Source organism: Paenibacillus sp. 276b (assembly GCF_900107875.1).
GTDB lineage: Bacteria > Bacillota > Bacilli > Paenibacillales > Paenibacillaceae > Paenibacillus > Paenibacillus marchantiae.
In genome coordinates this window covers 1,085,579-1,108,123 of record NZ_FNRR01000002.1, presented here as the reverse complement: position 1 = coordinate 1,108,123, position 22,545 = coordinate 1,085,579, and the positions used below count along the sequence as shown (strand labels likewise).

The window sequence follows — 22,545 nt, the reverse complement described above, 5'->3', positions numbered from 1 at the left end:
GAGGCATACTCTAGGCAAAAGAAAAGATATAATTCGACGACATCCTGGCGTTTCAAATCAGTGTATTTGCTCTATATTAACTAGATAGCTTCCTATGCTTCCTTCATGGTAGCTTGAAATGGAATAAGGAGAGTTGATGCTTGGATAGAATCATAATGAAACGCCTGTTGCGCGGTTTATGGGTGATTGTTGCGACCATACTCATTGCCGTTGCCATATACCTGCTGTTCCCACTGTTATATCCTTTTGCCATCGCCTGGATTATCGCTTATGCGATGAATCCTCTGGTGAAGTTGCTTCAATACAAGGCCCGATTTCCCCGCTGGCTGGCTGTAACCTTATCAATAATCATTTATTTCGGGGCCATTGTCGTCGTATTGTCTGCTGCGGTAACCCGTATGGTCAAGGAAGTCATTTCACTAACGACGAGCTTCGACCTTCATGTCGATGAGATTAAGGCTACGTTCATCCGCTGGACCCAGAATGATACGATTCAGAGTTTAATTGGACAGATCAATGAATTTTACAAGGAAAATCCCAACTATCAGGAGACCATTAACAGCAATATTAGCAAAACAACCGAAACGGTAGGTACAGCTGTAACGGACCTGGTGACCGGATTTTTCAACATGATCCTGAACCTACTCACTTCTCTACCCAATATGGGAGCCGTATTAATTGTGGTTCTGCTATCAACTTTCTTTATTAGCAAAAGTTGGACCAGACACAGTATTACCGTATCGGGCTGGGTGCCCTCATCCATTCGCAAACCGATTACCGACATATGGAATGATCTCAAAAAAGCACTGTTCGGTTATGCACGAGCCCAGTTGATCATGATCTCTATCACCGCATTATTTGTCATGATTGGATTGCTTGTGCTCCAGGTTAAGTCTGCCTTCACGATTGCTTTGCTTATCGGTCTGGTGGATCTGCTTCCTTATCTCGGCGTTGGCCTGGTGATGGTTCCCTGGGCAGCATACCTGCTTATGAATGGAGACTTGTACCTGGGGATCGGCATCAGTATTATATATCTCATTGTGCTGATTGCTCGCCAAATCATTGAACCCAAAGTGCTTGCCAGCAGTGTCGGATTGGACCCTCTGGCCACATTGGTTGGCATGTTTGTCGGATTGAAACTGTTCGGTGTACTCGGTTTGATCATCGGCCCTGTCAGCCTCGTTATCCTTGATGCATTTAATCGAGCGAACGTGTTCCGTGATCTCCGAACATATATTATTAACGGACGTGTCCGATGAATAAAAAAAGGCACCGCTCATCAGACTGAATCTGGTGGTGGGTGCCTTTCTTTAACTGATGCTGGTATATCCTATTTTTTCGGACCACGATAAAACTTAATACTTCCGTTTCTCATTTTTTTCTCCAGCCAGCCCAGGAAGAATAGACGGTACACTGAACGTGTTACTGGGAACAACAGTGTAAATCCGATCAGATCTGTGATAAATCCCGGAATCAACAGCAGGAAACCACCGACAAAAATAAATAGTCCATCTACCATTTTCCTTCCGGGCACCTTACCGCGCTCCATCTCGGATTTGGCATCAATAAGTACTTTTCGTCCTTCAAACTGCAACATTGCTATACCGATCAAGGACGTGAGAATCATGAGAAGCAATGTCTTTCCGGCTCCAATCCAGTCACTCATAAGAATGAAACCAAACAGTTCAATCACCGGAATGATTAATAGCAGGGCCCACATCCATCTTCGCATTACGTATTACCCCTTTCCTGAAAGCCACACTTTCTCAAGCGCGCTGTAGAGCTCAGAAGCTGCCTTATCCAGCCTGACTGGCTTCCAGTCCCCATTGACCCATACATGTTGGGTAGAGCCTGTAACCAATCGTTCACCAGGAAGGGACTCCTCAGATGACCATACTCGTTGCCCGCTGCCTATCTGCTCATTAAGGTCTGGAGTCATGCGCCTTATGTCATACTCATAGTTCAGTCGCAGACCACTAAATGCAGCAATACGGGTGAAAATGATGATGTCATCATCATACCGGGCAGGTTTATGATATTTTACATCCAGTCCGGTTACCGGAAGCAGTAACCCCTGTTCCTCCATTTTACGATATGTATACCCCATTTGGCGAATCATCTCGGTTCGACCGATTTCAAACCAATTCAAATAGTTGGCGTGATAGACCACACCCATCTGATCACTTTCTTGATAACGCACGCGAAGGCGTGCCTTGTACCAACTGCCATTGCTTTGTTGTTGCATGTTACCGGCCTCCTTCGATATACCAATTATTACGTATCTAGCGACGACAAAGTCTCATAAAGATGGAAAAAAAGCAACGGGACGCAAACGCCCCATTGCTTCATTCCTGTTGCTTCTCGTCCAAACACAATTATGCGTTGTTTGGAATTTGGCTTACTTTGATCAGGTTAGTGGAACCCGAACGACCCAAAGGTACACCCGCTGTAATAACAACAAGATCTCCTTCTTTTACAAGTCCGGATTTCACGCCGCCTTCAATTGCATTTTCAAACAAAGCGTCAGTGGAATCAACAAGTCTTCCTTTGACTGGTGTTACACCCCAAGCCAGTGCAAGACGACGGGAAGTTCTGTCTTCCGTTGTCACCGCGATGATTGGAGATTCTGGACGATATTTAGAAATCATGCGTGCTGTATGACCGGATTCAGTCGAAGTAATGATCGCTTTAGCGTTCAGATCTTGAGCTGACAGGGCAACAGATTGGCTGATTGCTTCAGTAACTGTTGTTTGTTGTGCAACACGTTGTTTCAGATACAGCTCTTGGTAAGGTAGAGCAGATTCTGCTTTTTCGGCAATACGGGACATTGTCAGAACGGATTCAACTGGGTATTTACCAGCAGCTGTTTCACCAGACAACATGATTGCATCTGTACCGTCGAAGATCGCATTAGCCACGTCACTTGCTTCTGCACGTGTTGGACGCGGGTTGCGTTGCATGGAATCCAGCATTTGTGTAGCTGTGATAACCGGTTTGCCTGCAACGTTACATTTTTCGATCATGCGTTTTTGTACCAATGGTACTTCTTCCGCAGGAATCTCTACACCCAGGTCTCCACGAGCAACCATCAGGCCATCGGACACTTCAAGGATTTCATCCAGGTTGTCCACACCTTGTTGGTTCTCAATTTTGGAGATGATTTGGATATGTCCAGCATTGTGTTTTTCAAGCAATTCACGAATCTCAAGGACGTCGCTTGCTTTACGAACAAATGAAGCCGCGATGAAATCGACACCTTGCTCGATACCAAATACGATATCGTTAGCATCTTTTTCAGTAATACCCGGCAGAGAAATGGCAACGCCAGGAACGTTAACACCTTTTTTGCTTTTGATCGTACCGCCGTTAACGATACGGCATTTGATCTCGGTGCCTTGTACTTCCACCACAGTCAGTCCGATCAGACCGTCGTCGATCAGAATTGTAGATCCCGGTTCAACATCACTCGGAAGATCTGCATACGTAATGGAGAGACGTTCTTTGGTGCCCAGAATTTCTTCTGTTGTCAAAGTGATGTACTCGTCTTGAACCAATTCGATTGGCTCCACTTCGAGTTTACCTGTCCGAATTTCCGGTCCTTTGGTGTCCAGCAAGATCGCTACTGTCTTGTTCAGCTCTTCGCATGCTTGGCGAATTGCTGTGATCCGTCCGCCGTGCTCATCGAAATCACCGTGGGAGAAGTTCAAACGGGCCACGTTCATACCGGCCATAATCAATTTTTTGGTATTCTCCAATGATTCACTGGATGGACCAATCGTACATACAATCTTTGTTTTGCGCATTTTGGGTTTCCTCCGATTTTAAAGGTCTATCTTTTTATCTCTTTTTCTTTTTCCAACTATTAAATTTACTATACTTTTGCTCATTTGTATAGGAAATTCGTCACATCATTCAGCATTTCCCGACAAATTACCTGCTGTATCGACTTCAACAGGTACTTGAGGGGCCTCAATTTGCACCTCAGGTTCAAACGTGACTGATCCAATCTTACGGAATTTCTCATACCGATCCTGCTTCAATTGGTCACCAGTCCAGCCTTTCATCTCGTCCAGATGACGAACCAATGCCTCGCTAATTGCAGCCGCAGATTCTTCATAATCCCGATGAGCACCACCGCGTGGCTCAGGGATTATTTCTTCAATGACCTCCATCTCCAGAAGGTCTTTGGCCGTTATTTTCATCGCTTCGGCCGCCTGATCTGCCTTGGATGCATCTTTCCAAAGAATGGACGCAGCACCGTTCGGAGAGATCGCTGAGTAAATCGCATGCTCCAGCATCAACACACGATTACCCACAGCCATAGCCAGGGCCCCGCCGCTTCCGCCTTCGCCGATGACCACTATAATAACAGGCACCGAGAGCTTCGCCATTTCCAGCAGGTTACGGGCAATAGCTTCCGATTGACCTCTCTCTTCAGCAGTATTACCCGGATACGCCCCTTTAGTATCAACGAATGTAATAATTGGACGACCAAATTTGTTCGCTTGCTTCATGAGACGCAGCCCTTTTCGGAATCCTTCTGGATGTGCGCTCCCAAAAAAACGGGCGATATTATCCTTCGTATCTTTCCCCCGCTGTTGGCCGATGACCGTTACTGTTTTTCCGTTTAGCTTCGCCAGTCCGCCAACAACCGCCAGATCGTCTCCGAACATGCGATCACCGTGCAACTCAATGAAATCGGTAAATATCAATTGGATTAAATCCAGTGCCGTCGGACGCTGCTGATGCCGCGCCAGATGCATTTTCTGAGCAGCCGTTATGCCGGTATAAATCTCTTCTTCGAGTCTATGATAACGTTCTTCCAGGCGGGCAATTTCATCAGTGAAGTCGATGCCTTTTTCCTGTCCAAACTGTACGAGCTCTTCGATCTTCTTGCGCATCTCAACCAGAGGCGCTTCATATGGCAACTCACCCGCCATTTAGACCCCTCCTTTTTCACTATGCATGTCTAGAAGCTTGCCAAGGGTGGCTCGAAGTTCTTTACGATGGACCACCATGTCCAGCTGACCGTGCTGCAAATTAAATTCTGCCGTCTGGAAATCATCAGGCAGTTTCTGACGGATCGTCTGCTCAATGACGATTCTACCGGCGAAGCCAAATACAGCTCCCGGCTCGGCGATGATGATATCACCAAGGCTCGCAAAACTGGCCGAAACTCCACCTGTCGTAGGATCGGTAATGACCGAAATATACAATCCGCCCTGTTCATCCAAACGGGACAAAGCCGCACTAGTTTTCGCCATTTGCATAAGGCTAAGAATACTCTCTTGCATCCGGGCACCCCCAGATGTTGAGAAAATGATCAAAGGTAAGCGTTTCTCTGTTGCATGCTCAATCGCACGGGTAATTTTCTCCCCTACAACCGAACCCATACTACCTGTGAAGAAGTCGAAGCTCATGACAGCAACAACCACAGGCAAACCTTCTAAGGTTCCCTCACCCGTAATGACAGCTTCCTTCAGTCCTGACTTCAGGCGCTGTTGTTCCAGTTTGTTACTATATCCAGGGAATTCAAGTGGATCAACTGATACCATATCAGCGTCATACTCCACAAACCCTTGCTCATCTAGAACCATGGCGATACGTTCCATTGCGTTCAAACGCATATGGTAGCCGCAAGCCGGACATACTTTCAGGTTTTTTTCCAATTCCTTGCTATATTGAATCGTGCCGCATTTGCTGCACTTGTTCATAAGCCCTTCAGGTATTTCCCGTTTTGGACGTTCTCCAGCTTCCTGACCTTCGCCACGAAGCGCACGCTCGGAAGGTATGGTGGCGTACTTCCGTTTTTTCTGGAATATATCTTTGAACACAACTACACCTCTCCAGCCGTTGATTTGATGGCCGCAACCTGCAGTCCGTTGCATGTAGCAACTTCATCCGCGCGCTGCGGTAAACCGCTTACGACCCATACGCTGCCATGGGCCTTGTCCAGCATTCACAACAAAAAAATCCGCCGGTATAAGGCAAGGATCAGCGGCTTCTGTCAGCACGATTGATGTTACCTGCAATAACCGAAAGATTGTTGCGCTGATGTTTGAATCTGTCTTGGTAGGGTCTCTGGGAGCAATCTGGTCAGTCCTTGTCCTAACAAAAAAAGAAGGAAGGACAGCAGCATACAATACATGCAAGTCGATTCCTCTTTCCGCTTACGCGGTCAGTCCCTTATGTACCATTGGTACTTCTTCATCTGCCAAGGCACGTCTGATATCGAATGAATCAGGAATGCAGAATCGAATTCAGCACTTCCTGAACCTCTTCCAATTCCCCTGAAGGGACGCGAATCTCAAATTGCTGCTTGGATAAACTGATGGGACGGGTCTGTACCAGAAAACCTTCTTCCGAAAGCTTGGTCTTAATCTTGTCCGCAACCTTTGCTGTCGGTGCAATGTAAATCACCGTCCACATGCCATGTCCGCCCCCTAAGCTAATGTTCAGAGCCCGTATATTGGACTAATGATAACATACCTCACTTTTTTTCTGCAAGGAAGGGTTCGGGACCTTTGGGGAGAAAACGAGATCTAGAGGGACATTTGTCCCGCGAGGATAACCGATATGGTTGATACAATGTTCCTAAGACTTTCTTTATCAAAAAGGAATCTCAGGCCGCTCAGGGCAGCAACAGCCACCCTGGATGACCTTTCATTGAACAAACAAAAGATACCAAATGAATGAAAACACAAATGAAGAAAATCAGATATCCGATGGATATTTCTTGGCTTTAATATTTTTGTGAGCAATTCGGGCAGAAGCAGCGGCGGCGAGCCCGGCAACCAGGTCGTCCAGAAAAACATGTATAGCTGGTCCTGCTTCGTTCAGATCATGAATGACACCAATCTTTTCTTTATCCAGATAACCAAAACTGGTTAAACCGATCATACCATACACATGGGTAATGCCAAGAGCAAGAGTCTCGTCCACTCCATACAGGGATTCATCCGCCTCCATAATTGCCTGCAAAGGTTGCGGCAAAAGGCGTTTCTCAGCAAGCTCGTCGAGGGCTATACCTGTGTACAGCGTATATTGCACCTCACGTTTCTGCAGTACCGATTTTACACTCGTGACACAGTCATCCATAGTCAGTTCCGGGTGGTACCCTTTTTGCAGACGATATACAATTTCCGCGATTGCATCAATCTGTACACCCCGCCGGGCCAGCATGGCTTCTACGATTTCATATGACATATCTCGACCTCCCGCATCGCTCCCCCGAGGACCCCCAGGTCCTTCGGTGTTCTCAAGTGTATGCGGCAAACTTCCAAAATGTTCATAAAAAATGCGGAATGCACATTCGCTTTGATAGTCTGCTTATCCTATAAATTATGTAAAAAGATTCACATATTACATTCTTGCTTGCGTTCAATATCTCCTTCGCCTGCATACCTGATGGAATTGGTAAAATAAATACAAAAAAACCTGCTCGGCAGTTGGCCGAACAGGTTTCATCATTGGAAATAAGAGAGGTGTCCCAAAAGTCATGAGCATGGCTTGAGACACCTTTCAAGTTTTATTCGATTCGGACCTAACGAATCCAGCGCACGTTATTAGCTCCAATTTCCACAGAACTGCGGTTTAACGAATCACAGAGATGTTATTTCGTCATTCTATAAAGTCGTGCCGCAGTTTTGTACCGGAGTAACGTCACTGAAGTTCGTTAAATTTTGCATTTTACGATCATCCGCCTTTAAGGCGCGGTAGATTCGTTAGCGCTTTGAATCGAGAAACAATCTCTTGCGTGACAGCCTATTATTTTATTTTGACCGTGCCCTCACCCAGCATTTTCTCCATCTCGGAGAACAAAGAGGGCGAAGGTTTAATCCGGTAGGCATCACTCAATGCGAGCAGCTTCTGCTGCTGTTCATAGAAGAGCACCGTCGCCACCGGGCCCGAATGCTGCTGAAGCAACTGTTTCAGACGGGCCAGAAGCTCAGGCTTCTCCGCCTGCGGGGTGATCTTCACGAACACCCGCTGCTCCACCACTCGCGGCCCACGACTCTGCTCCGTGCCGCTAGCGGCCTCAGGGGCCCGACGAGCCACGGAAGCGGCCCCATTGGCATCGGCCGCCCCAGATCCACCCCCAGCGCTGTGCGACGCTGCCGGCCCCTGGCTTCCGCTGCTGCGCTGAGCTCTGGCTCCCGCGCCGCTCGCCTGCCGTGGCGGAGCCGCCGGGCGCGAAGCACTGCCGCCGCCGGGCTTACCGCGCCGTTCGCGGCTGCGCAGCTGCTGTTCCAGTGCCGCCGGTGACAACGGCGCCACTTCCTCAGCCAGCAGCTTGAACCCTTCGTCCTGCTGCTGCACCTTGGCGCGCACGACGAGCAGTTCACCTTTCCCGACATGCTGCTGGCTGCGCCGCCATACTTCGGGAAAGAGAACCACTTCACAGCGTTCGATCTGGTCTTCCAGCTCCATGAACGCCATAGCCTTACCCTGTTTCGTCGTAATCGACTTCACAGACACAACCATCCCGGCTGCGACGGCCATCGTATCGTCAGCCGCTTCCGTCAGCTCCATAATGCGATCTGCGCCGCTGGATTCAAGCACATCTTCATAGTCATCTAATGGATGACCAGATAGATACAAACCTAACAGCTCACGTTCCAACTCCAATTGCTGATTCCCGGAATAAGGCGGAATTTGAGGATATTCAATCTCCCAGTTCGGCGTCTCGACAAAATCAAACAATTGAATTTGCAGATCCTCGCGTTCTTTGCGCCATTTCAAAGCCGCTTCCACAGTCTCATCCAGCATGGCAAGTAATTGGGCACGGTGCCCAGGCAATGTGTCAAAAGCTCCCGCCTGAATAAGCGATTCAATCACACGTTTGTTGCATACCCGCAAATCGACGCGACGACAAAAATCGAGCAAACTGTCGAACGGTCTTTCCTGCCGTACAATCATAATACTTTCCATCGCCTGGGTACCTACATTTTTCACCGCAGCCAGACCGAAACGTATCGCCCCGGTTACAGTATCTGCATCAGAGTTCTGATTCGACAATCCATCTTTCTCCTGTACAGCCGACATCCCACGCTGTTCAGAATGCGAGGACTCCTCTTCCCCAGTCCCATGCAGACGTTCTGCTGTAGAAACAGTCACTACGCCCGAATTAATCCGATCCTCGGACTGCTCTGGCACAGCCGTCGCTGCCTGCCACTCATAGGCACTACCGTCTTCGTCTGGTGAGGGACCCGGGTCATCTGGTAGAGGTGCTTCACCGTACTCCGCTTGTCCGGAATAATGATCATCAACATGTATGGCATGTTCCATTGTAGAACTTGCTGTACCGTCCTCCCCATGTTCTCCCTCTAAACGTTGGGTTTCCGCCGCTTGTCCAGCCTTTGTTCTGTTGGATGATGCGAGTACAGGTGTAAACAGAATGCCGCTCTCATTCACATCTGGTGGAAGTACTTCAATATCCATGCGACGGCATTCCACAACGTACTCCGCTACTTTGCGGTGACTGCCCATAACGGCTGTTAACATCGATGCCATAAAATGAATGGGATAATGTGCTTTCAGATAAGCCGTCTGGAAAGCAAGCACGCCATACGCAGCGGCATGAGCACGCGGGAAACCGTAGTTGGCAAACTTGACGATCATGTCATAGACCAGGTCTGCCTCCGCTTCACTGTATCCTTGCTTAAGACTGCCCTGGACAAAATGTCCACGTTCGAGATCCAGTACTTCCCGTTTCTTCTTGGAAACCGCTCTACGGAGCAAATCCGCTTCGCCGAGAGAGAAGCCCGCCATCCGGGAAGCAATCTGCATAATTTGTTCCTGATATACAATGATGCCGTACGTATCCTTGAGGATGGACTCCAGATCCGCATGCGGGTAATCCACTTCGATCTGTCCATGTTTGCCCTGAATGTATTTGGAGATGAATTCCATTGGGCCCGGACGATACAAGGCCAGCACGGAAATAATATCTTCAAATACACTTGGCTTCAGCTCCTTCAGGACACGACGCACTCCTGCGGATTCGAGCTGGAATATCCCCATCGTGTCGCCTCGACCAAGCATCTCATATGTGAGTGCGTCGTCATCCGGAATATGACGAAAATCCGGAATTTCGCCATTTTCCCCAATCCAGCGCAGACAGCGTTCAATAATTGAAAGGGTACGCAGACCGAGGAAGTCCATTTTGAGCAGTCCAATAGACTCCAGGTTTTCCATGGAATATTGCGTTAAGGCCGTTCCCTCACTGCCCTCCTGAAGCGGAACAGCATCCGTCAGCGGATCACGGGAGATGACAACCCCCGCCGCATGTGTGGAAGCATGACGAGGCATACCTTCCACCTTCATGGCCATATCGAGCAATTCACGTGTTTTCGGCTTGGTCTCATACAAAGCCTTTAGTTCAGGGGTGGCTTCCATTGCCCGCTGAATGTTAATACCAAGCTGTGCAGGAATCAGCTTCGCTGCCTTGTCCACCTCGCCGTAAGGCACATTCAGTGCACGTCCGACGTCCCGAACGGCTGCACGGGCAGCCATCGTACCAAAGGTAATGATCTGGGCGACATGGGCTTTGCCATATTTTTTCGCCACATATTCAATGACTTCGTCCCTACGTTCATCGCTGAAGTCGATATCAATATCCGGCATGGAGATCCGTTCCGGATTCAAAAACCGCTCGAAGAGCAGGTTATACTTCATGGGATCAACGTCTGTAATACGCAAGGTATAGGCAACCAGACTACCTGCCGAGGAGCCACGTCCCGGTCCGGTAACAATTCCCTGCTGATGAGAATAGGCGATAAAATCCCACACGATCAGAAAATAATCCGAGAATCCCATACTGTCTATAACCCGGAGCTCATAATCCAGCCGCTGTTCAAGTGCGGCTCTGAGCTCCGAGTCCGTCCAACGTGATGATTCACTATAGCGCTCTTCCATTCCCTCTTCGCACAACTGACGCAGATAGGTAGAAGGACTTTTCCCTTCAGGAAGCGGTCTGTACTCCGGCAAAATGGATTTGCCGAATTCGAGCTGCAACTCACATGACTCCGCGATGCGAACCGTATTCGCCAAAGCCTCGGGCACATGTGGGAACAAACGCGCCATTTCTTGTTCACTCTTGAGATAGAGCTGATTGGTTCCAATGCGCAGCCGATTCTCGTCATCTACCGTTTTCCCTGTTCCGATGCAGATCAACACATCCTGAAGCTCAGCGTCCTCTTCGGACAGATAATGCGCATCATTAGTCGCCACCAATGGAATATCCAGTTCTGCTGCCAGACGAATCAGCTGAGGGTTCACTCTTTTTTGCTCAGATAGCCCATGATCCTGCAGTTCCAGATAGAAATCGGCACCAAAAATATTTTTGTAACGCAGCGCCGCACGCTTTGCCTCTTCCTCTCGTCCATGCAGCAGATGCTGGGGAACCTCGCCTCCCAGACATGCACTTAAACAGATGATACCCTCGTGATGGGCAGCCAGACTCTCCATATCAATACGTGGTTTGTAATGGAAGCCTTCCAAATGTCCGATGGAGCATAGTTTCATCAGATTTTGATAACCCGTCATATTTTTGGCTAGTAAAATCAGATGATGGATCGGCTGATCCTTGCGGCTTCCCCGCTCTTTGCGAGACCCGGCAGTCATATAAGCCTCACATCCAATGATCGGCTTAATTCCCCGCTCGACGCATGCTTTATAGAAAGGAATAGCACCATACATTACACCGTGGTCGGTCAATGCCAGCGTAGTCATTCCGAGATCCGCGGCCTTATTCACGAGATCCGGTATACGCGCAGCGCCGTCCAGCAAACTATATTCACTGTGAACGTGCAAATGCACAAAAGAACTCATGTTTTTTTCTTCCTTTCGCCATGGACAGTCGCATCAACCTTTTTGCATCAGGTTACTGCACTGTCTTCTTCTATCCGTATTTTTCATCCTTCGGTTCAGACCGAAAGTCGTTTTCTGTATTCATGTAAAATGCTCTATTAATGAAATGAATGAAATATAAGGATTCATCCTAATGGAGCGCGTTTTATTATTCTATTTTATCATAACGTTCGGGGGCACGCCCATACAATAGAAGTACAAGCCGCTCCCCCTGTTACGGACCGAAGACAGGAGGTGTGCTGCTGGGTCTGAAAGGGGTGTTGCCGGATGAGCACATTTTTGTCCAAAGCTATTCTTGATTTCTTCATTGCGTTTGGGATCGTGCTGGGCGGCGCGATGATTGGAGGTATAGGAGCGGTGGTCTCTCTCCAGCCTCCGACACAGACGATGCTTGATGTCGCTGGGAAAATTAAAATTTGGGCGCTCGCAGCGGCCGTTGGCGGTACAATCGATCCGATGCGGGTGATCGAAAGCAACGTGCTGGACGGCAATCTGTCTCCGGCAGTCAAACAAATTTTGTACTTGATATCCGCCTTTATGGGCGCACACATGGGTACTGAACTGGTGAAATGGGTTTGCGGTGGAGGACGGGGTTAGCATGACTCCAGGACAGCGCCCATGAGAATCCCGCCTTTTTCACGTTACCGCCCGCTTATGCGCATGACTGCTGTCTTTGTTCTGGGAATGATCGCCGGTTGTGTCGTGTACAACGGTGTATTTCACCTGAGTTACAACGAGTTGTGGCTCAACAATCAGGAGTTGCAGCTTCAGCTGCATCAGAATGAGGAGGATATTAAAACGCTGAAAAAATACAGTAAACGCCAAACCGTCATCAAGGAAATCAAGGTCCGTGCAGAAGACTCTGACAAAGGTCCGGACGAGGCCTCCCTAAAAGTGATGTTGCAGAAACTGGGGGATGAACTTGAGGTGCTCCGGGGTCGCGACGTCTTCAATATCGATGAGTACAGCAAAATGACGCGGATTATGCTGAACCAAAAAGTGTATACGGTCAGAGAAAAGGAATATACCGTCCAGGTGAAAACGATGCTGGTGATGGAAGGTGTGCTGCAAGTTTGGGTACAGATTCGGATGCACGTTCCGGCTTAGGAAATGGATGACAGCCCCGGAAAAAAACTGCCCTTGCCCTCTGCCTGCATGGTACAATAAGGGCAGTAAATGCTTTCCAGAAAAGGAGCTGCGTCTTTGTGTTCATCGATGTACTCAAATATGCCCTAATCGCCATCTTTGCCCTGGCCATGGTCTGTTCAGCTCTGAACAGCATTCGTTCGCGCAGGACCACTGATCCCATCGCCATAGGTCTTTATCGCTCATGGACCAACATCTGGATGGGTAGCATGCTGATTATTCTTTCCCTCATCCTGATGTTTGTGTTTACCGGTTCTACGCTATCCGTTGTTGTGGAAGCGCTATTTCTGATTATAGGAGCGTACAATCTGTTCGCCGGATTACGTAACCGCAGTTACTATGCCCGTCTTCAGCAGCATGCAGACGGTGGAACTGGCAAGACATCCGGACAATCTGCCTGATGCACTTAGCACGATGTCATTGCTTTTTGCCAAAAAGAGAGTATCCTCATCTATCGAACAAGCCTGAACCACGCCGATTTCGGGGTACAGTTCACTCTTTCGATAAGAGGATACTCTCTTTTTCTAGGCATGGTCAATGGATTGCAGGGTCATTACCGCTTTGCATACAACATTCCCATCACGGGAAATGACAATATCCATTTTGCAGGTCCGACGACTTGTCTCCAGAATAATGGGACGAACCAGAATCTGATCTTCAATCTGTACCGGACGAACAAAATACGTTGTTACATTATCCACGACATGGTCGTTTCCTGTAACATCCCAGGCTGCGCGCCGTCCTGCCTGTGTCATCACATTCAGCAGAACGCCTTCCGAGATGGTACCAAGGTCTGTCGCCATCTGCGGAATGATGAATCCGTGGAAAAACAATTCGTTCTGCTCTCCGCGCTCTTCCGCAAACCCGTTCCAGATCAGATGATCAAACGTCTCTCCAAGCTGTGGCTGCTTCTGTGCATCACGCATCGCCTGCAAAACTTCCTTACGTGTGACGGATGCAATCAGTTTACGGTTCCGATCTACAATCGGCAGGAAGTCAATGCCTTCCCACGTCATGATCTGTGCAGCCGAAGCCAGTGAGGTTTGCAGCGAAGCTGTGATCGGGCGGCGTACGACACACTTCTCAATACTCTGATCCTCTTTTAACTCACTCACATCTTTCAGACTGACAATACCGATAACCCGGTTCCATTCATCTACTACCGGGAAGCGATGCTCTCCCGTTTCGGAAACCAGCAGATGAAAATCCGCGGCTGAACTGGTCACCTTAAGCACCTGAAGGCGGGGTTTCTGACCGATGATATCCTCTACCAACATAATCTTTTTCTTAATCAGTCGATCGAAGATCGCACGGTTAATCATTGAAGCCACTGTAAACGTGTCATGTCTGGAGGAAATAATGGGCAGACCCAACTCATCAGCCATCACTCTCACTTCACGGCTTGTACCGAAGCCACCTGTAATTAATACACCAGCGCCCTGTTCGAGCGCGAGGGAATGTGCATTGTCCCGGTTACCAACAATCAACAGGCTTCCCGCGTCAATGTATCGGGCCATGGCCTGCTCTTTCATCGCACCAATCACGTACTTGTGAAGCGGTTTGGCTAGACCGTCACTTCCACCCAGCACATGACCTTCGACGATGGTTACCACATCGGCAAAAGTCAGCTGCTCGGTCATACCGCGAGGTCTTTTCTCGATCCGCACTGTTCCAATTCGTTCCTTGGTCACGACTAGGCCGAAGTTCTCTGCCTCTTTTACCGCACGATATGCTGTTCCTTCGCTTACCCCCAGCTCCCGCGCCAGTCCGCGCACCGATATTTTACTGCCTACCTTCAGTTGTTCAATATGTTGAAGCAATTGTTCGTGCTTCGTCACGTTTTCTTCCTGTCCGTCCATCTGTACCACCCCCGAAGATGCATCTGTACTATTCTGTATCTATTATAACACGACCTTAGGAAAATAACCCCATTCTACGTACCTTTCTCCTAAAGAACCTCGCTACATGGATCTGAATAATCGGAGCAGCAAATTACGGGCATAAAAAAAGACCGGTTCCTTTTATGCCAAAGGGAATCCGGCCTTACTTAGACAGATAGAACCATCTCTATTACCATGTCGTATGTGATCCAAACCTTATACAGATTTGCTCTGCTCCTGCTTGTCCACCAGTTTCATCTCCCACTGCCGCAGCTTTGCCCGCCGAACAGCTTCCAGTGCACGCTTCTTCTCTTCATCCACACCAAGAATAAAATGCAGATGTGCACCAATAATTAATAATGAGAACAGCACCCATACGATGCCAAAAATATTAACCCAGTCCATTCCACCAGCAAAGGAAATCCGCGGCAACGCAATAACCAGCATCGACAACGCGATAACCAGATAGATCACATGTTTTGCTTTCTTTAACCTTTTCACCATTCACAGCTCCTTCGTTCTTGATCGACTCTATATGTCTAGTCTATGAACGATAAGGAGCTAATATGAGAGGTTCAGGCAAAAAAACGGGACAAGGTTTAGGTTTAGGTTTAGGCTTCAGCGCCACCGTACAGATGACCCAGGCTGTCTGCAATAATTTTGTTCACGTCTTCGATAATGACACTCAGGCGACGTTCAGCGTCAAACAGACGACGGATATTCAGGTTCAGGCTCAATACTTCGAACAGTTTCTCCATTTTCTCCATTTCGTCCGGTGCAGGCATATCCCCACTCATCATACGTTGTTGCAATTCCATCTGTTGATCACGAAAATTATCCAGCATAGCCTTTGCTTCCGGATCTACTTCGATCAGCTTCATCGCAGAAGTAATTTCTTCCACCTCGCTGCTTTCTCTCAGTGCTTTGGCCAAATCATTGGCTTTGTCATAAATGTTCACTATAATTCCTCCTCAAATTGGGTTGTTCTTCTGTTATTCATTCGTATTCATTCGCATTCTCATCGCAACGTTCACCCGTGTTAATACACGTATTTCACTTCCGTCAAACAAAGGTTGCGGAAACATGCCATCCATTACCTACCGAGCATCAAATGCATTTAATCCAAATGGGTCAATCACCAAGGGTTATATGTCCTCATATGATGAAGCACATGCCATGTTCAGATGCCGTTCAACTTCGAGATCAGACATCAAGTTGCCGCCCGGAAGGAGATCCGTGATGTCCACTAAAAAAGTAACGATTCAGGTTACCGGCTCGGGCATCCTGCAGGACGACGTCATCATGCTCGGTGAAGGGCTGCTCAAGGCGCTTAAAATCCCTTCGGGAAGGCCGCTTCAGCTGCAATTCGGCTCTTTCCGCCGTGAAGTTACTGTCATCCCTGTTCCCAGGTATGACGGTCTGCGCATCAATCAGACGGTAGCCAGCAAGACCGGCCTTGTTTCCCGTTCGGTCCTGAGCATATCTTATCGTTCAACCAGCCGTACTTTGCGTCTTGGACCCTACATCAGTGTATTGGTCAGCCAGGATTACCCCGATCAGCCCGATCGGCCCTTTGGCTCCATCACGATGTTCTGTCAAGAACTGGTGAACGCCTGCCGGAAGAAGGGCGCCTATGTATCCTTTTTCACACCGGAGGATATTGGAGCGGTAACGGGTTATATGAAAGGCTGGGTGTATGATGACGGCTGGAAAAAGACCGTTCTGCCTATAGCAGACGTCGTCAATAACCGGCTGACGTCCCGTAAGCTTGAGAACAAACCTAGCGTACAGCATTTTATGAAAGAAGTAAAATCGCTCTACGGTACACAAACCTTCAACGAAAAGTTTCTGGACAAAAATGAAGTATTCGATGCCTTGAAGTCCATTTCAACACTGAAGAGGGTACTACCCGAATCCCATTTGCTCAAAGCTTCCGCCACACTCAAAACGATGTGCAATCGATATCCGGTTGTCTTTCTGAAGCCTGTTCGCGGGTCGCTTGGCAAAGGTATCATCCGGGTCTCTCGTCAAAGCGACGGCAGCTTCCTCACCCTCGCTACAAGCGTTGGGGGGACCCGAAAACAAACGTATGCTTCTCTGGATAAACTGTATGCCAGTCTGTCTGGGAAAATGAAAACAACGCGCTACCAGATCCAACAGGGTCTTTCCCTGATTGATAACAGCGGCAGACCCGTAGACTTCCGTGCGCTTGTGCAAAAAAACCGTACGGGCAAATGGAGTGTCACTTCCATCGTCGCACGTATTGCAGGCGGCAGTCACTATGTATCCAACCTGGCACGAGGTGGAAGTCTCAGCACCGTCAAGGAAGCTGTAGCCAAAACCCAATTATCCTCATCAGCCAAAGCTTCTGCGTATGCAGGATTGCATACGGCGGCGCTGGATATCGCCAAAGGCATTGAAGGTGCCATCCCCGCCCATTTCGGTGAACTCGGCATCGACCTTGCCTTGGACACCAGCGGAAGGGTCTGGCTGCTTGAAGTAAACTCCAAACCATCCAAGAACGATAATACGCCACTTAGCGAGAGCAAAATCCGGCCTTCGGTCAAAGCGATGCTGGAATACTCTACCTATCTGGCCGGATTCTGAAGAGTCATCCATTAGAGGAGGTGCAGCGGCATGTTCCTGCAACATCAGACAAACACACTAGCCATCCTGGTTCGGGCAACAGAAGGCTCGCCTCCTTTCGTGGATGAACTCTTCTGTCGTCGTCTCAGTTTGGAAAGCGACCGTTACGGCCTAAATATCATTGTGCTGGCCGTAGCGAATAACCCCAGCGTATCTCGGCTCACACAGGGCTATGTATTTGACAGAGGAGAATGGAACATCGTGCCTCTTCCTGCTGTGGACCTAATCATGGACCGCTGTCTGCTGCCACTTCCCAGAACATTCAAACAGCAGCTTCAGCAGCTAGTTTCCTTAGGCAACGGACACCACGGTCGTTACTGGTCTGCTTCCTTGCCTGGTAAATGGAAGGTATATCGCGCTTTGTCTACTGATATAAGACTGCGTGCTCTTCTTGCGCCTACGACACTTCTTCAGTCGGATACCCGATGGGAGAAATGGCTGGAGCGCTGGCCGAAAGGCATTTTCTTCAAACCTGTATCGGGCACCCATGGTAAAGATACGTTTCGCCTTTATCGCGAAGATCACCACACCTCCTGGATTATGGAGGGCAGAAATACTCGCAATGAATTGATTCACCGTACATTTGAGCATCGCCAGGATGTCTCTGCCTGGCTGGATTCACACAAGGCCGGTAAAAAGATGATCTTACAGCCGTACCTGGAACTGAGTCATCACGGACGACCATTCGACATTAGGGCCTTGATGCAAAAAAATGGGCAAGGACGCTGGTCTCTAACCGGATGTATGGTACGGGAAGGGCCGGCTGGCTCACTCACTTCCAATTTGCATGGAGGGGGAAAGGCGTACCCTGTGCATCCTTATCTGCTGGAACGATATGGGAGCAAGCAAACCAGCGCTCTGCTGGAGAAGATCAGGCAGGCTGCTGCCCGCATCCCTACCCTGTTGGAAAGCCAATTTGGCAGACTGGCCGAACTGGGTCTTGATTTCGGAGCAGATGTTCAGGGTCGCCTCTGGCTGATCGAAGTGAATTCGAGACCGGGACGTTCCTCATTCGCAGAGGCGGGTGACCCCCGTATGCACAGTCTGACCTACACCCAGCCGCTTGCCTATGCCCGTTATTTGCTGCAACAACATGTTCTCACGGACGTGAAGCGTCCAATGAAAATGCCGAATACATCCAGCACAGCTGGCCTGAAACCCATCCCGATTCACGGCGGTTGAGGCACGCAGCGCCCCGCTGCCATGGAGCCGAAGGATCTTTTCAGGATAGGAGGATAAATCATGAGTTTGACCTTTTGCAATCTGCATTTCACACAGCAACCGGATAAAGTGGTTTATGTATCCAACGCATTAATGAAAAGCCTAAATCTAACCGGCAAAAAAACGATTCATCTGCGGTTTGGCCGTGACCGGGTGCCCGCAACCATCAAACCGATCAAAAAGGCTGGCAAACATCTCTATCTCGCTTCTGGCATACGCAATCTGATGAACGTTCCGAAACGAGGCAGCATCTACCTCCGCAACTTGCAGAACGATGAAGTCCAGTTGGGTCCACTGATCGGGGTGCTGTCTGACGGACCTTCGTCTGGCTCCAATCCGTTTGGTTCCCGTACCGGTTTTATCAAACAACTGCTCCGCGAAGGAAGCCGTAAATCCTATATTTATGCGTTCACTCCAAGAGATATCAACTGGCAGAACGAAACGGTATCCGGTTTTTTCCTTAATGACAATGGAAGCTTCAGTCGGAAAACGGTACCTCTGCCAGACGTCGTGTATAACCGATTACCCAGCCGTCGCTCTGACTTCTCACCAGCGATCAATCAGCTTCGGGAGCGATTCGTTCGGCGCAAAATTCCTTTCTTCAATTGGAGTTTCTTCAACAAGTCGGATATTTATAAACTGCTGGAGAACGACCCGGCAGCAGGACGCTATATTCCTGAGTCCATCACCAACCCGACGGTAGAGCAGATGAAAGAAATGCTGGAACGCCATCAGTTTGTCTATTACAAACCAACAGCGGGAAGTCTGGGCAACGGTATCTATCGATTGACCTACTCTCCCAAACGTGGATATTTTGCCCGATATCGCAAAAAAAGCGGCAACGCACTTCTGCGCTTCGGCTCATTTAACAGCCTGATGCGCATGCTTCAAGGCAGACATGGCAAACAACTTCGCGGTTATGTTGTTCAACAAGGCATCCGGCTTATTGAGATTGACGAATGCCCCATTGATTTTCGTTTTCACATGCACAAGAATGGCAACAATCAATGGGTCGTCGTTGGAATCGGCGCCAAAAAAGCTGGTCGCGGCAGTGTAACCACACATATCAAAAACGGCGGCTCCCTGATGACACCTGAGCAGGCACTCAAACGAAACTTTGGTGACCGCTCTGGAGAAGTGCTTCAGCATGCCAAATCTGTCGCTATTACACTGGCCCAGGCGATTGAAACCCAGCACCAGCATCTGATTGGTGAGATTGGCTTTGATCTGGGCATTGATCAGGAGGAACATGTATGGATGTTCGAAGCGAACGCCAAACCCGGCCGCTCCATTTTCCGTCACCCTTCGCTGCGGCTGGAAGGAAAATCATCGGTGGAGCACATCCTGGAACATTGCCTGTATTTGAGCAAATTCCGGAAGAAAGACGGCATTTGATGAGCTTGCAGGATGATTTTAGACCCGTTATTGCTATCCTGACCATGCATGATGATCAACGGATGTTCAGAGGAAACCATCAAAACTTCCTGGATATTGTGCAGACGGGCGAAAATATGGGATATGTGGTGTACGTCGTGACTGTAAGAGATTTAAACGTGAGCGGCCCCACCGTAAAAGGATACACGTACAACAATGGGAGTGGGAGATGGACTTCACAGTCCTTCCCCCTTCCCCATGTACTCTACAATCGGATTCCCAACCGGGAAGATGAACGCAAATCTTCAGTACAGCGAAAAATTGAAGAATGCATGCATTCTGGAATCGAACTGTATAACCCGTTTTTTTTCAATAAATGGAATCTGTTCGAATGGCTTAAGAAATCCAAATCCACCCAGCAGCTGGTCCCCCATACTCGCCGGATGCGAACAGCAACTGCTCTCGGGACGGTGCTGCGATCACATCCCTACCTATATCTGAAACCAGAGAGCGGCAAGGCCGGCAAAGGCATCATGATGCTCAAGTTCCAGGAAAAAGAACGTCTTCCTTACCGACTTAAAATACAGAGTACCCGAAAAAGCACCACGTACAAAGCAGCAACCCTTTCCAAGTTATGGGCAAGAATTCGCAAGGAGACCGGTCACACGCCCTATATCATGCAACAGGGTATTGAGCTGGCGTCATCTCACAAGCGTCCATTCGATCTCAGGGTACTCGTGCAGAAAAACGGCAAGGGACAGTGGAGCGTAACCGGTGTTGGCGCCCGTCTCGCTGGCTACCGAAGCATTACCACCCACGTTCCGCGTGGAGGTACGGTGGAGGACCCGGAGAAGCTGCTCACCGATCTCTTCGGGGAAGAAATGTCGAATACACTGATGAAGCGGGTGAAGTCCACTTCATTGTTGATCGCGAGACAAGTGGAACGAGGCTCAGGGCATACGCTCGGTGAGATGTCCATGGACCTGGGCGTTGACGATCTGGGCGAGATCTGGTTCTTTGAAGCGAATGCAAAGCCGATGAAGTTCGATGAACCGCAGATTCGGCGGAAGTCACTGGAACGTATTTTTCAGTACAGCGCCTACCTTGCCCGTCAGTCCAAACGATGATGAACAGGAATAACAGCAAAAGAAGGTGATTGTTTGTGTCCTCACCTGTTCTGGGCATTATGACGTTGTACTTAAATGAACATCGCGCTCTGGAAGAACGGAGCATATACCGCAGAATGATCCTTGAAGGGCGCAAGCGGGGACTCGATATATATGTGTTCACACCTGCCGATGTACATCCAGGAGGCAAACAGATTGAGGCCATGGTCTTTCATTCGGGAAAAGGCTGGTCCCGGGAATGGCGTTCATTCCCGGATATCATCTTCGACCGCTGCCGCATACAGCGCAATCGCAGATTCCAGCAGCTGCTTGCCTTTCGGCAAAGGTATGGTCACTTGCTCTTTCTCAACCGCCCATTGCGTAATAAGTGGACCATCCATCAGACACTCTCGGCGAAATCAGCCTTTCGTGAGCATTTGCCCGACACTTTTCTGTATCAGGATATGTCCGACGTCAATCGAATGCTGAAGGCCTCCTCCCTGCTCTACCTGAAGCCCATTAATGGAACCGGAGGGCGCGGAATTCTCCGCATCGAACGCAGTGGCAGCGAGGCCAATACAGTTCTCGTACAGGGACGGGACCAGAAGCGGCGGATCATCACCCCGCGTAAAGTCCATCTGTCACGCTTGGGTTCACTTCTCCAGAACTGGAATATGAAAGACAAATATCTGGTTCAACAGGGGATTCAACTCCAGCTTCCGAATGGCCGTGTTCATGATTATCGAATGCTGGTCCAGAAGAACGGCGAAGGACAGTGGGAATTGACCGGATGTGCCGGACGGATGGGTGCGGAGAAAAGTGTTACCTCTAATCTGCATGGTGGTGGTCAGGCCATAGCGATGCACAAACTGATGAAACAATGGATCACGGATGAGAAGCAGCGAACAGAAATTTACGCAACGGCCGAGAAATTCGGGATTGATGTAGCTACGTTTCTGGAAAACACCTATGGCAACTTGTGTGAATTGGCTCTCGATTTGGCGATTGACAAGAGCGGGCACATCTATCTGCTTGAAGTGAATCCGAAGCCTGCGCGTGAGGTGTTTGCCCGCATTGGTGAGAATGATATCTATTCCAAAGCGATCACCCAACCATTGGAGTACGCCTTGTGGGTGTACCGCAATCATGCAAATACAATTCGTCCCCCTCGGGGGGTGAAGGTAACTAAACCGGTCAAACGCGTAAAAGGTAAATCCGCCACCCTCAAAAGAACCAGAGGATCCCGGTGATGACCGTCAGACTTCATTGGTAGTGAACCAAATCCTCCTTGAACTAAAAAA

Annotated in this window: 20 protein-coding genes; 9 read left to right on the top strand and 11 right to left on the bottom strand. The window is 49.0% G+C overall.

The window, feature by feature from the left end; translation table 11 throughout:
* Nucleotides 1–140: 140 nt before the first annotated feature.
* Nucleotides 141–1,259, top strand: coding sequence for a sporulation integral membrane protein YtvI (gene ytvI / locus BLV50_RS16060; RefSeq protein WP_090808735.1), 1,119 nt, complete (start codon nt 141–143; stop codon nt 1,257–1,259).
* 71 nt (nt 1,260–1,330) lie between these two features.
* On the opposite strand, the gene BLV50_RS16055 is transcribed toward ytvI, so the two are convergent.
* The 8 genes from BLV50_RS16055 to BLV50_RS16020 all read right to left on the bottom strand — a co-directional run bounded on the left by BLV50_RS16055 (nt 1,331) and on the right by BLV50_RS16020 (nt 11,832).
* The gene (locus BLV50_RS16055; RefSeq protein ID WP_063568091.1) at nt 1,331–1,732 is read right to left on the bottom strand and encodes an FxsA family protein; all 402 of its coding nucleotides are present in this window, start codon (nt 1,730–1,732) and stop codon (nt 1,331–1,333) included.
* Between the two features lie 6 nt (nt 1,733–1,738).
* Nucleotides 1,739–2,245, bottom strand: a complete 507-nt coding sequence (locus BLV50_RS16050) for an acyl-CoA thioesterase (RefSeq protein WP_090808734.1) — start codon at nt 2,243–2,245, stop codon at nt 1,739–1,741.
* 130 nt (nt 2,246–2,375) lie between these two features.
* Complete coding sequence (gene pyk / locus BLV50_RS16045; protein WP_063568089.1) at nt 2,376–3,803, bottom strand: pyruvate kinase; 1,428 nt, start codon at nt 3,801–3,803, stop codon at nt 2,376–2,378.
* A 105-nt stretch (nt 3,804–3,908) separates the two neighbouring features.
* Nucleotides 3,909–4,940: an acetyl-CoA carboxylase carboxyltransferase subunit alpha gene (locus BLV50_RS16040; protein WP_063568088.1), complete on the bottom strand. Its 1,032-nt coding sequence runs from the start codon at nt 4,938–4,940 to the stop codon at nt 3,909–3,911.
* Complete coding sequence (accD, locus tag BLV50_RS16035; RefSeq protein ID WP_063568087.1) at nt 4,941–5,834, bottom strand: acetyl-CoA carboxylase, carboxyltransferase subunit beta; 894 nt, start codon at nt 5,832–5,834, stop codon at nt 4,941–4,943.
* A 406-nt stretch (nt 5,835–6,240) separates the two neighbouring features.
* Nucleotides 6,241–6,429, bottom strand: a complete 189-nt coding sequence (locus BLV50_RS16030) for a hypothetical protein (RefSeq protein WP_017689496.1) — start codon at nt 6,427–6,429, stop codon at nt 6,241–6,243.
* 285 nt (nt 6,430–6,714) lie between these two features.
* Nucleotides 6,715–7,206, bottom strand: coding sequence for a phosphatidylglycerophosphatase A family protein (locus tag BLV50_RS16025; protein WP_024629130.1), 492 nt, complete (start codon nt 7,204–7,206; stop codon nt 6,715–6,717).
* A 561-nt stretch (nt 7,207–7,767) separates the two neighbouring features.
* A complete protein-coding gene (locus BLV50_RS16020; protein WP_090808731.1) occupies nt 7,768–11,832 on the bottom strand; it encodes a DNA polymerase III subunit alpha in 4,065 nt (1,354 codons plus the stop codon).
* A 306-nt stretch (nt 11,833–12,138) separates the two neighbouring features.
* Between BLV50_RS16020 and BLV50_RS16015 the strand changes: the two genes are divergently transcribed.
* The 3 genes from BLV50_RS16015 (at nt 12,139) to BLV50_RS16005 (ending at nt 13,418) form a co-directional block, all read left to right on the top strand.
* Nucleotides 12,139–12,468 (top strand): YtrH family sporulation protein, encoded by a 330-nt coding sequence (locus BLV50_RS16015; protein WP_024629128.1) that lies wholly within the window; start codon nt 12,139–12,141, stop codon nt 12,466–12,468.
* Nucleotides 12,469–12,489: 21 nt separating this feature from the next.
* Nucleotides 12,490–12,978, top strand: a complete 489-nt coding sequence (locus BLV50_RS16010; RefSeq protein WP_063564310.1) for a sporulation membrane protein YtrI — start codon at nt 12,490–12,492, stop codon at nt 12,976–12,978.
* Between the two features lie 98 nt (nt 12,979–13,076).
* Nucleotides 13,077–13,418 carry a YtpI family protein gene (locus BLV50_RS16005; protein ID WP_244552145.1) on the top strand — a complete coding sequence of 114 codons (342 nt, stop codon included), beginning with the start codon at nt 13,077–13,079 and terminating at the stop codon, nt 13,416–13,418.
* A 123-nt stretch (nt 13,419–13,541) separates the two neighbouring features.
* Here BLV50_RS16005 and BLV50_RS16000 read toward each other — a convergent pair whose 3' ends face one another.
* From BLV50_RS16000 to BLV50_RS15990, 3 genes are all read right to left on the bottom strand, one after another.
* Entirely contained in the window at nt 13,542–14,876 is a 1,335-nt protein-coding gene (locus BLV50_RS16000) for a DRTGG domain-containing protein (RefSeq protein WP_064639320.1), read from the bottom strand.
* Between the two features lie 237 nt (nt 14,877–15,113).
* Complete coding sequence (locus tag BLV50_RS15995; protein ID WP_063564309.1) at nt 15,114–15,401, bottom strand: hypothetical protein; 288 nt, start codon at nt 15,399–15,401, stop codon at nt 15,114–15,116.
* Between the two features lie 107 nt (nt 15,402–15,508).
* A complete protein-coding gene (locus tag BLV50_RS15990; RefSeq protein WP_024629123.1) occupies nt 15,509–15,856 on the bottom strand; it encodes a YlbF/YmcA family competence regulator in 348 nt (115 codons plus the stop codon).
* A gap of 280 nt (nt 15,857–16,136) precedes the next feature.
* Here BLV50_RS15990 and BLV50_RS15985 point away from each other — a divergent pair, with 280 nt between their 5' ends.
* Genes BLV50_RS15985 through BLV50_RS15965 form a run of 5 tightly spaced genes read left to right on the top strand, consistent with a single transcriptional unit; the run spans nt 16,137 to nt 22,494 of the window.
* A complete protein-coding gene (locus BLV50_RS15985) occupies nt 16,137–17,504 on the top strand; it encodes a YheC/YheD family endospore coat-associated protein (RefSeq protein WP_063564308.1) in 1,368 nt (455 codons plus the stop codon).
* A 30-nt stretch (nt 17,505–17,534) separates the two neighbouring features.
* On the top strand, nt 17,535–18,725 hold the full coding sequence (locus BLV50_RS15980) for a YheC/YheD family endospore coat-associated protein (protein ID WP_090808730.1): 1,191 nt from the start codon (nt 17,535–17,537) through the stop codon (nt 18,723–18,725).
* Between the two features lie 60 nt (nt 18,726–18,785).
* Nucleotides 18,786–20,159 carry a YheC/YheD family endospore coat-associated protein gene (locus BLV50_RS15975; protein WP_063564306.1) on the top strand — a complete coding sequence of 458 codons (1,374 nt, stop codon included), beginning with the start codon at nt 18,786–18,788 and terminating at the stop codon, nt 20,157–20,159.
* A complete protein-coding gene (locus BLV50_RS15970; RefSeq protein WP_063564305.1) occupies nt 20,159–21,265 on the top strand; it encodes a YheC/YheD family endospore coat-associated protein in 1,107 nt (368 codons plus the stop codon). The genes BLV50_RS15975 and BLV50_RS15970 overlap by 1 nt, the downstream gene beginning before the upstream one ends.
* A 35-nt stretch (nt 21,266–21,300) precedes the next feature.
* Nucleotides 21,301–22,494, top strand: coding sequence for a YheC/YheD family endospore coat-associated protein (locus BLV50_RS15965; protein WP_063564304.1), 1,194 nt, complete (start codon nt 21,301–21,303; stop codon nt 22,492–22,494).
* Nucleotides 22,495–22,545 lie beyond the last annotated feature (51 nt).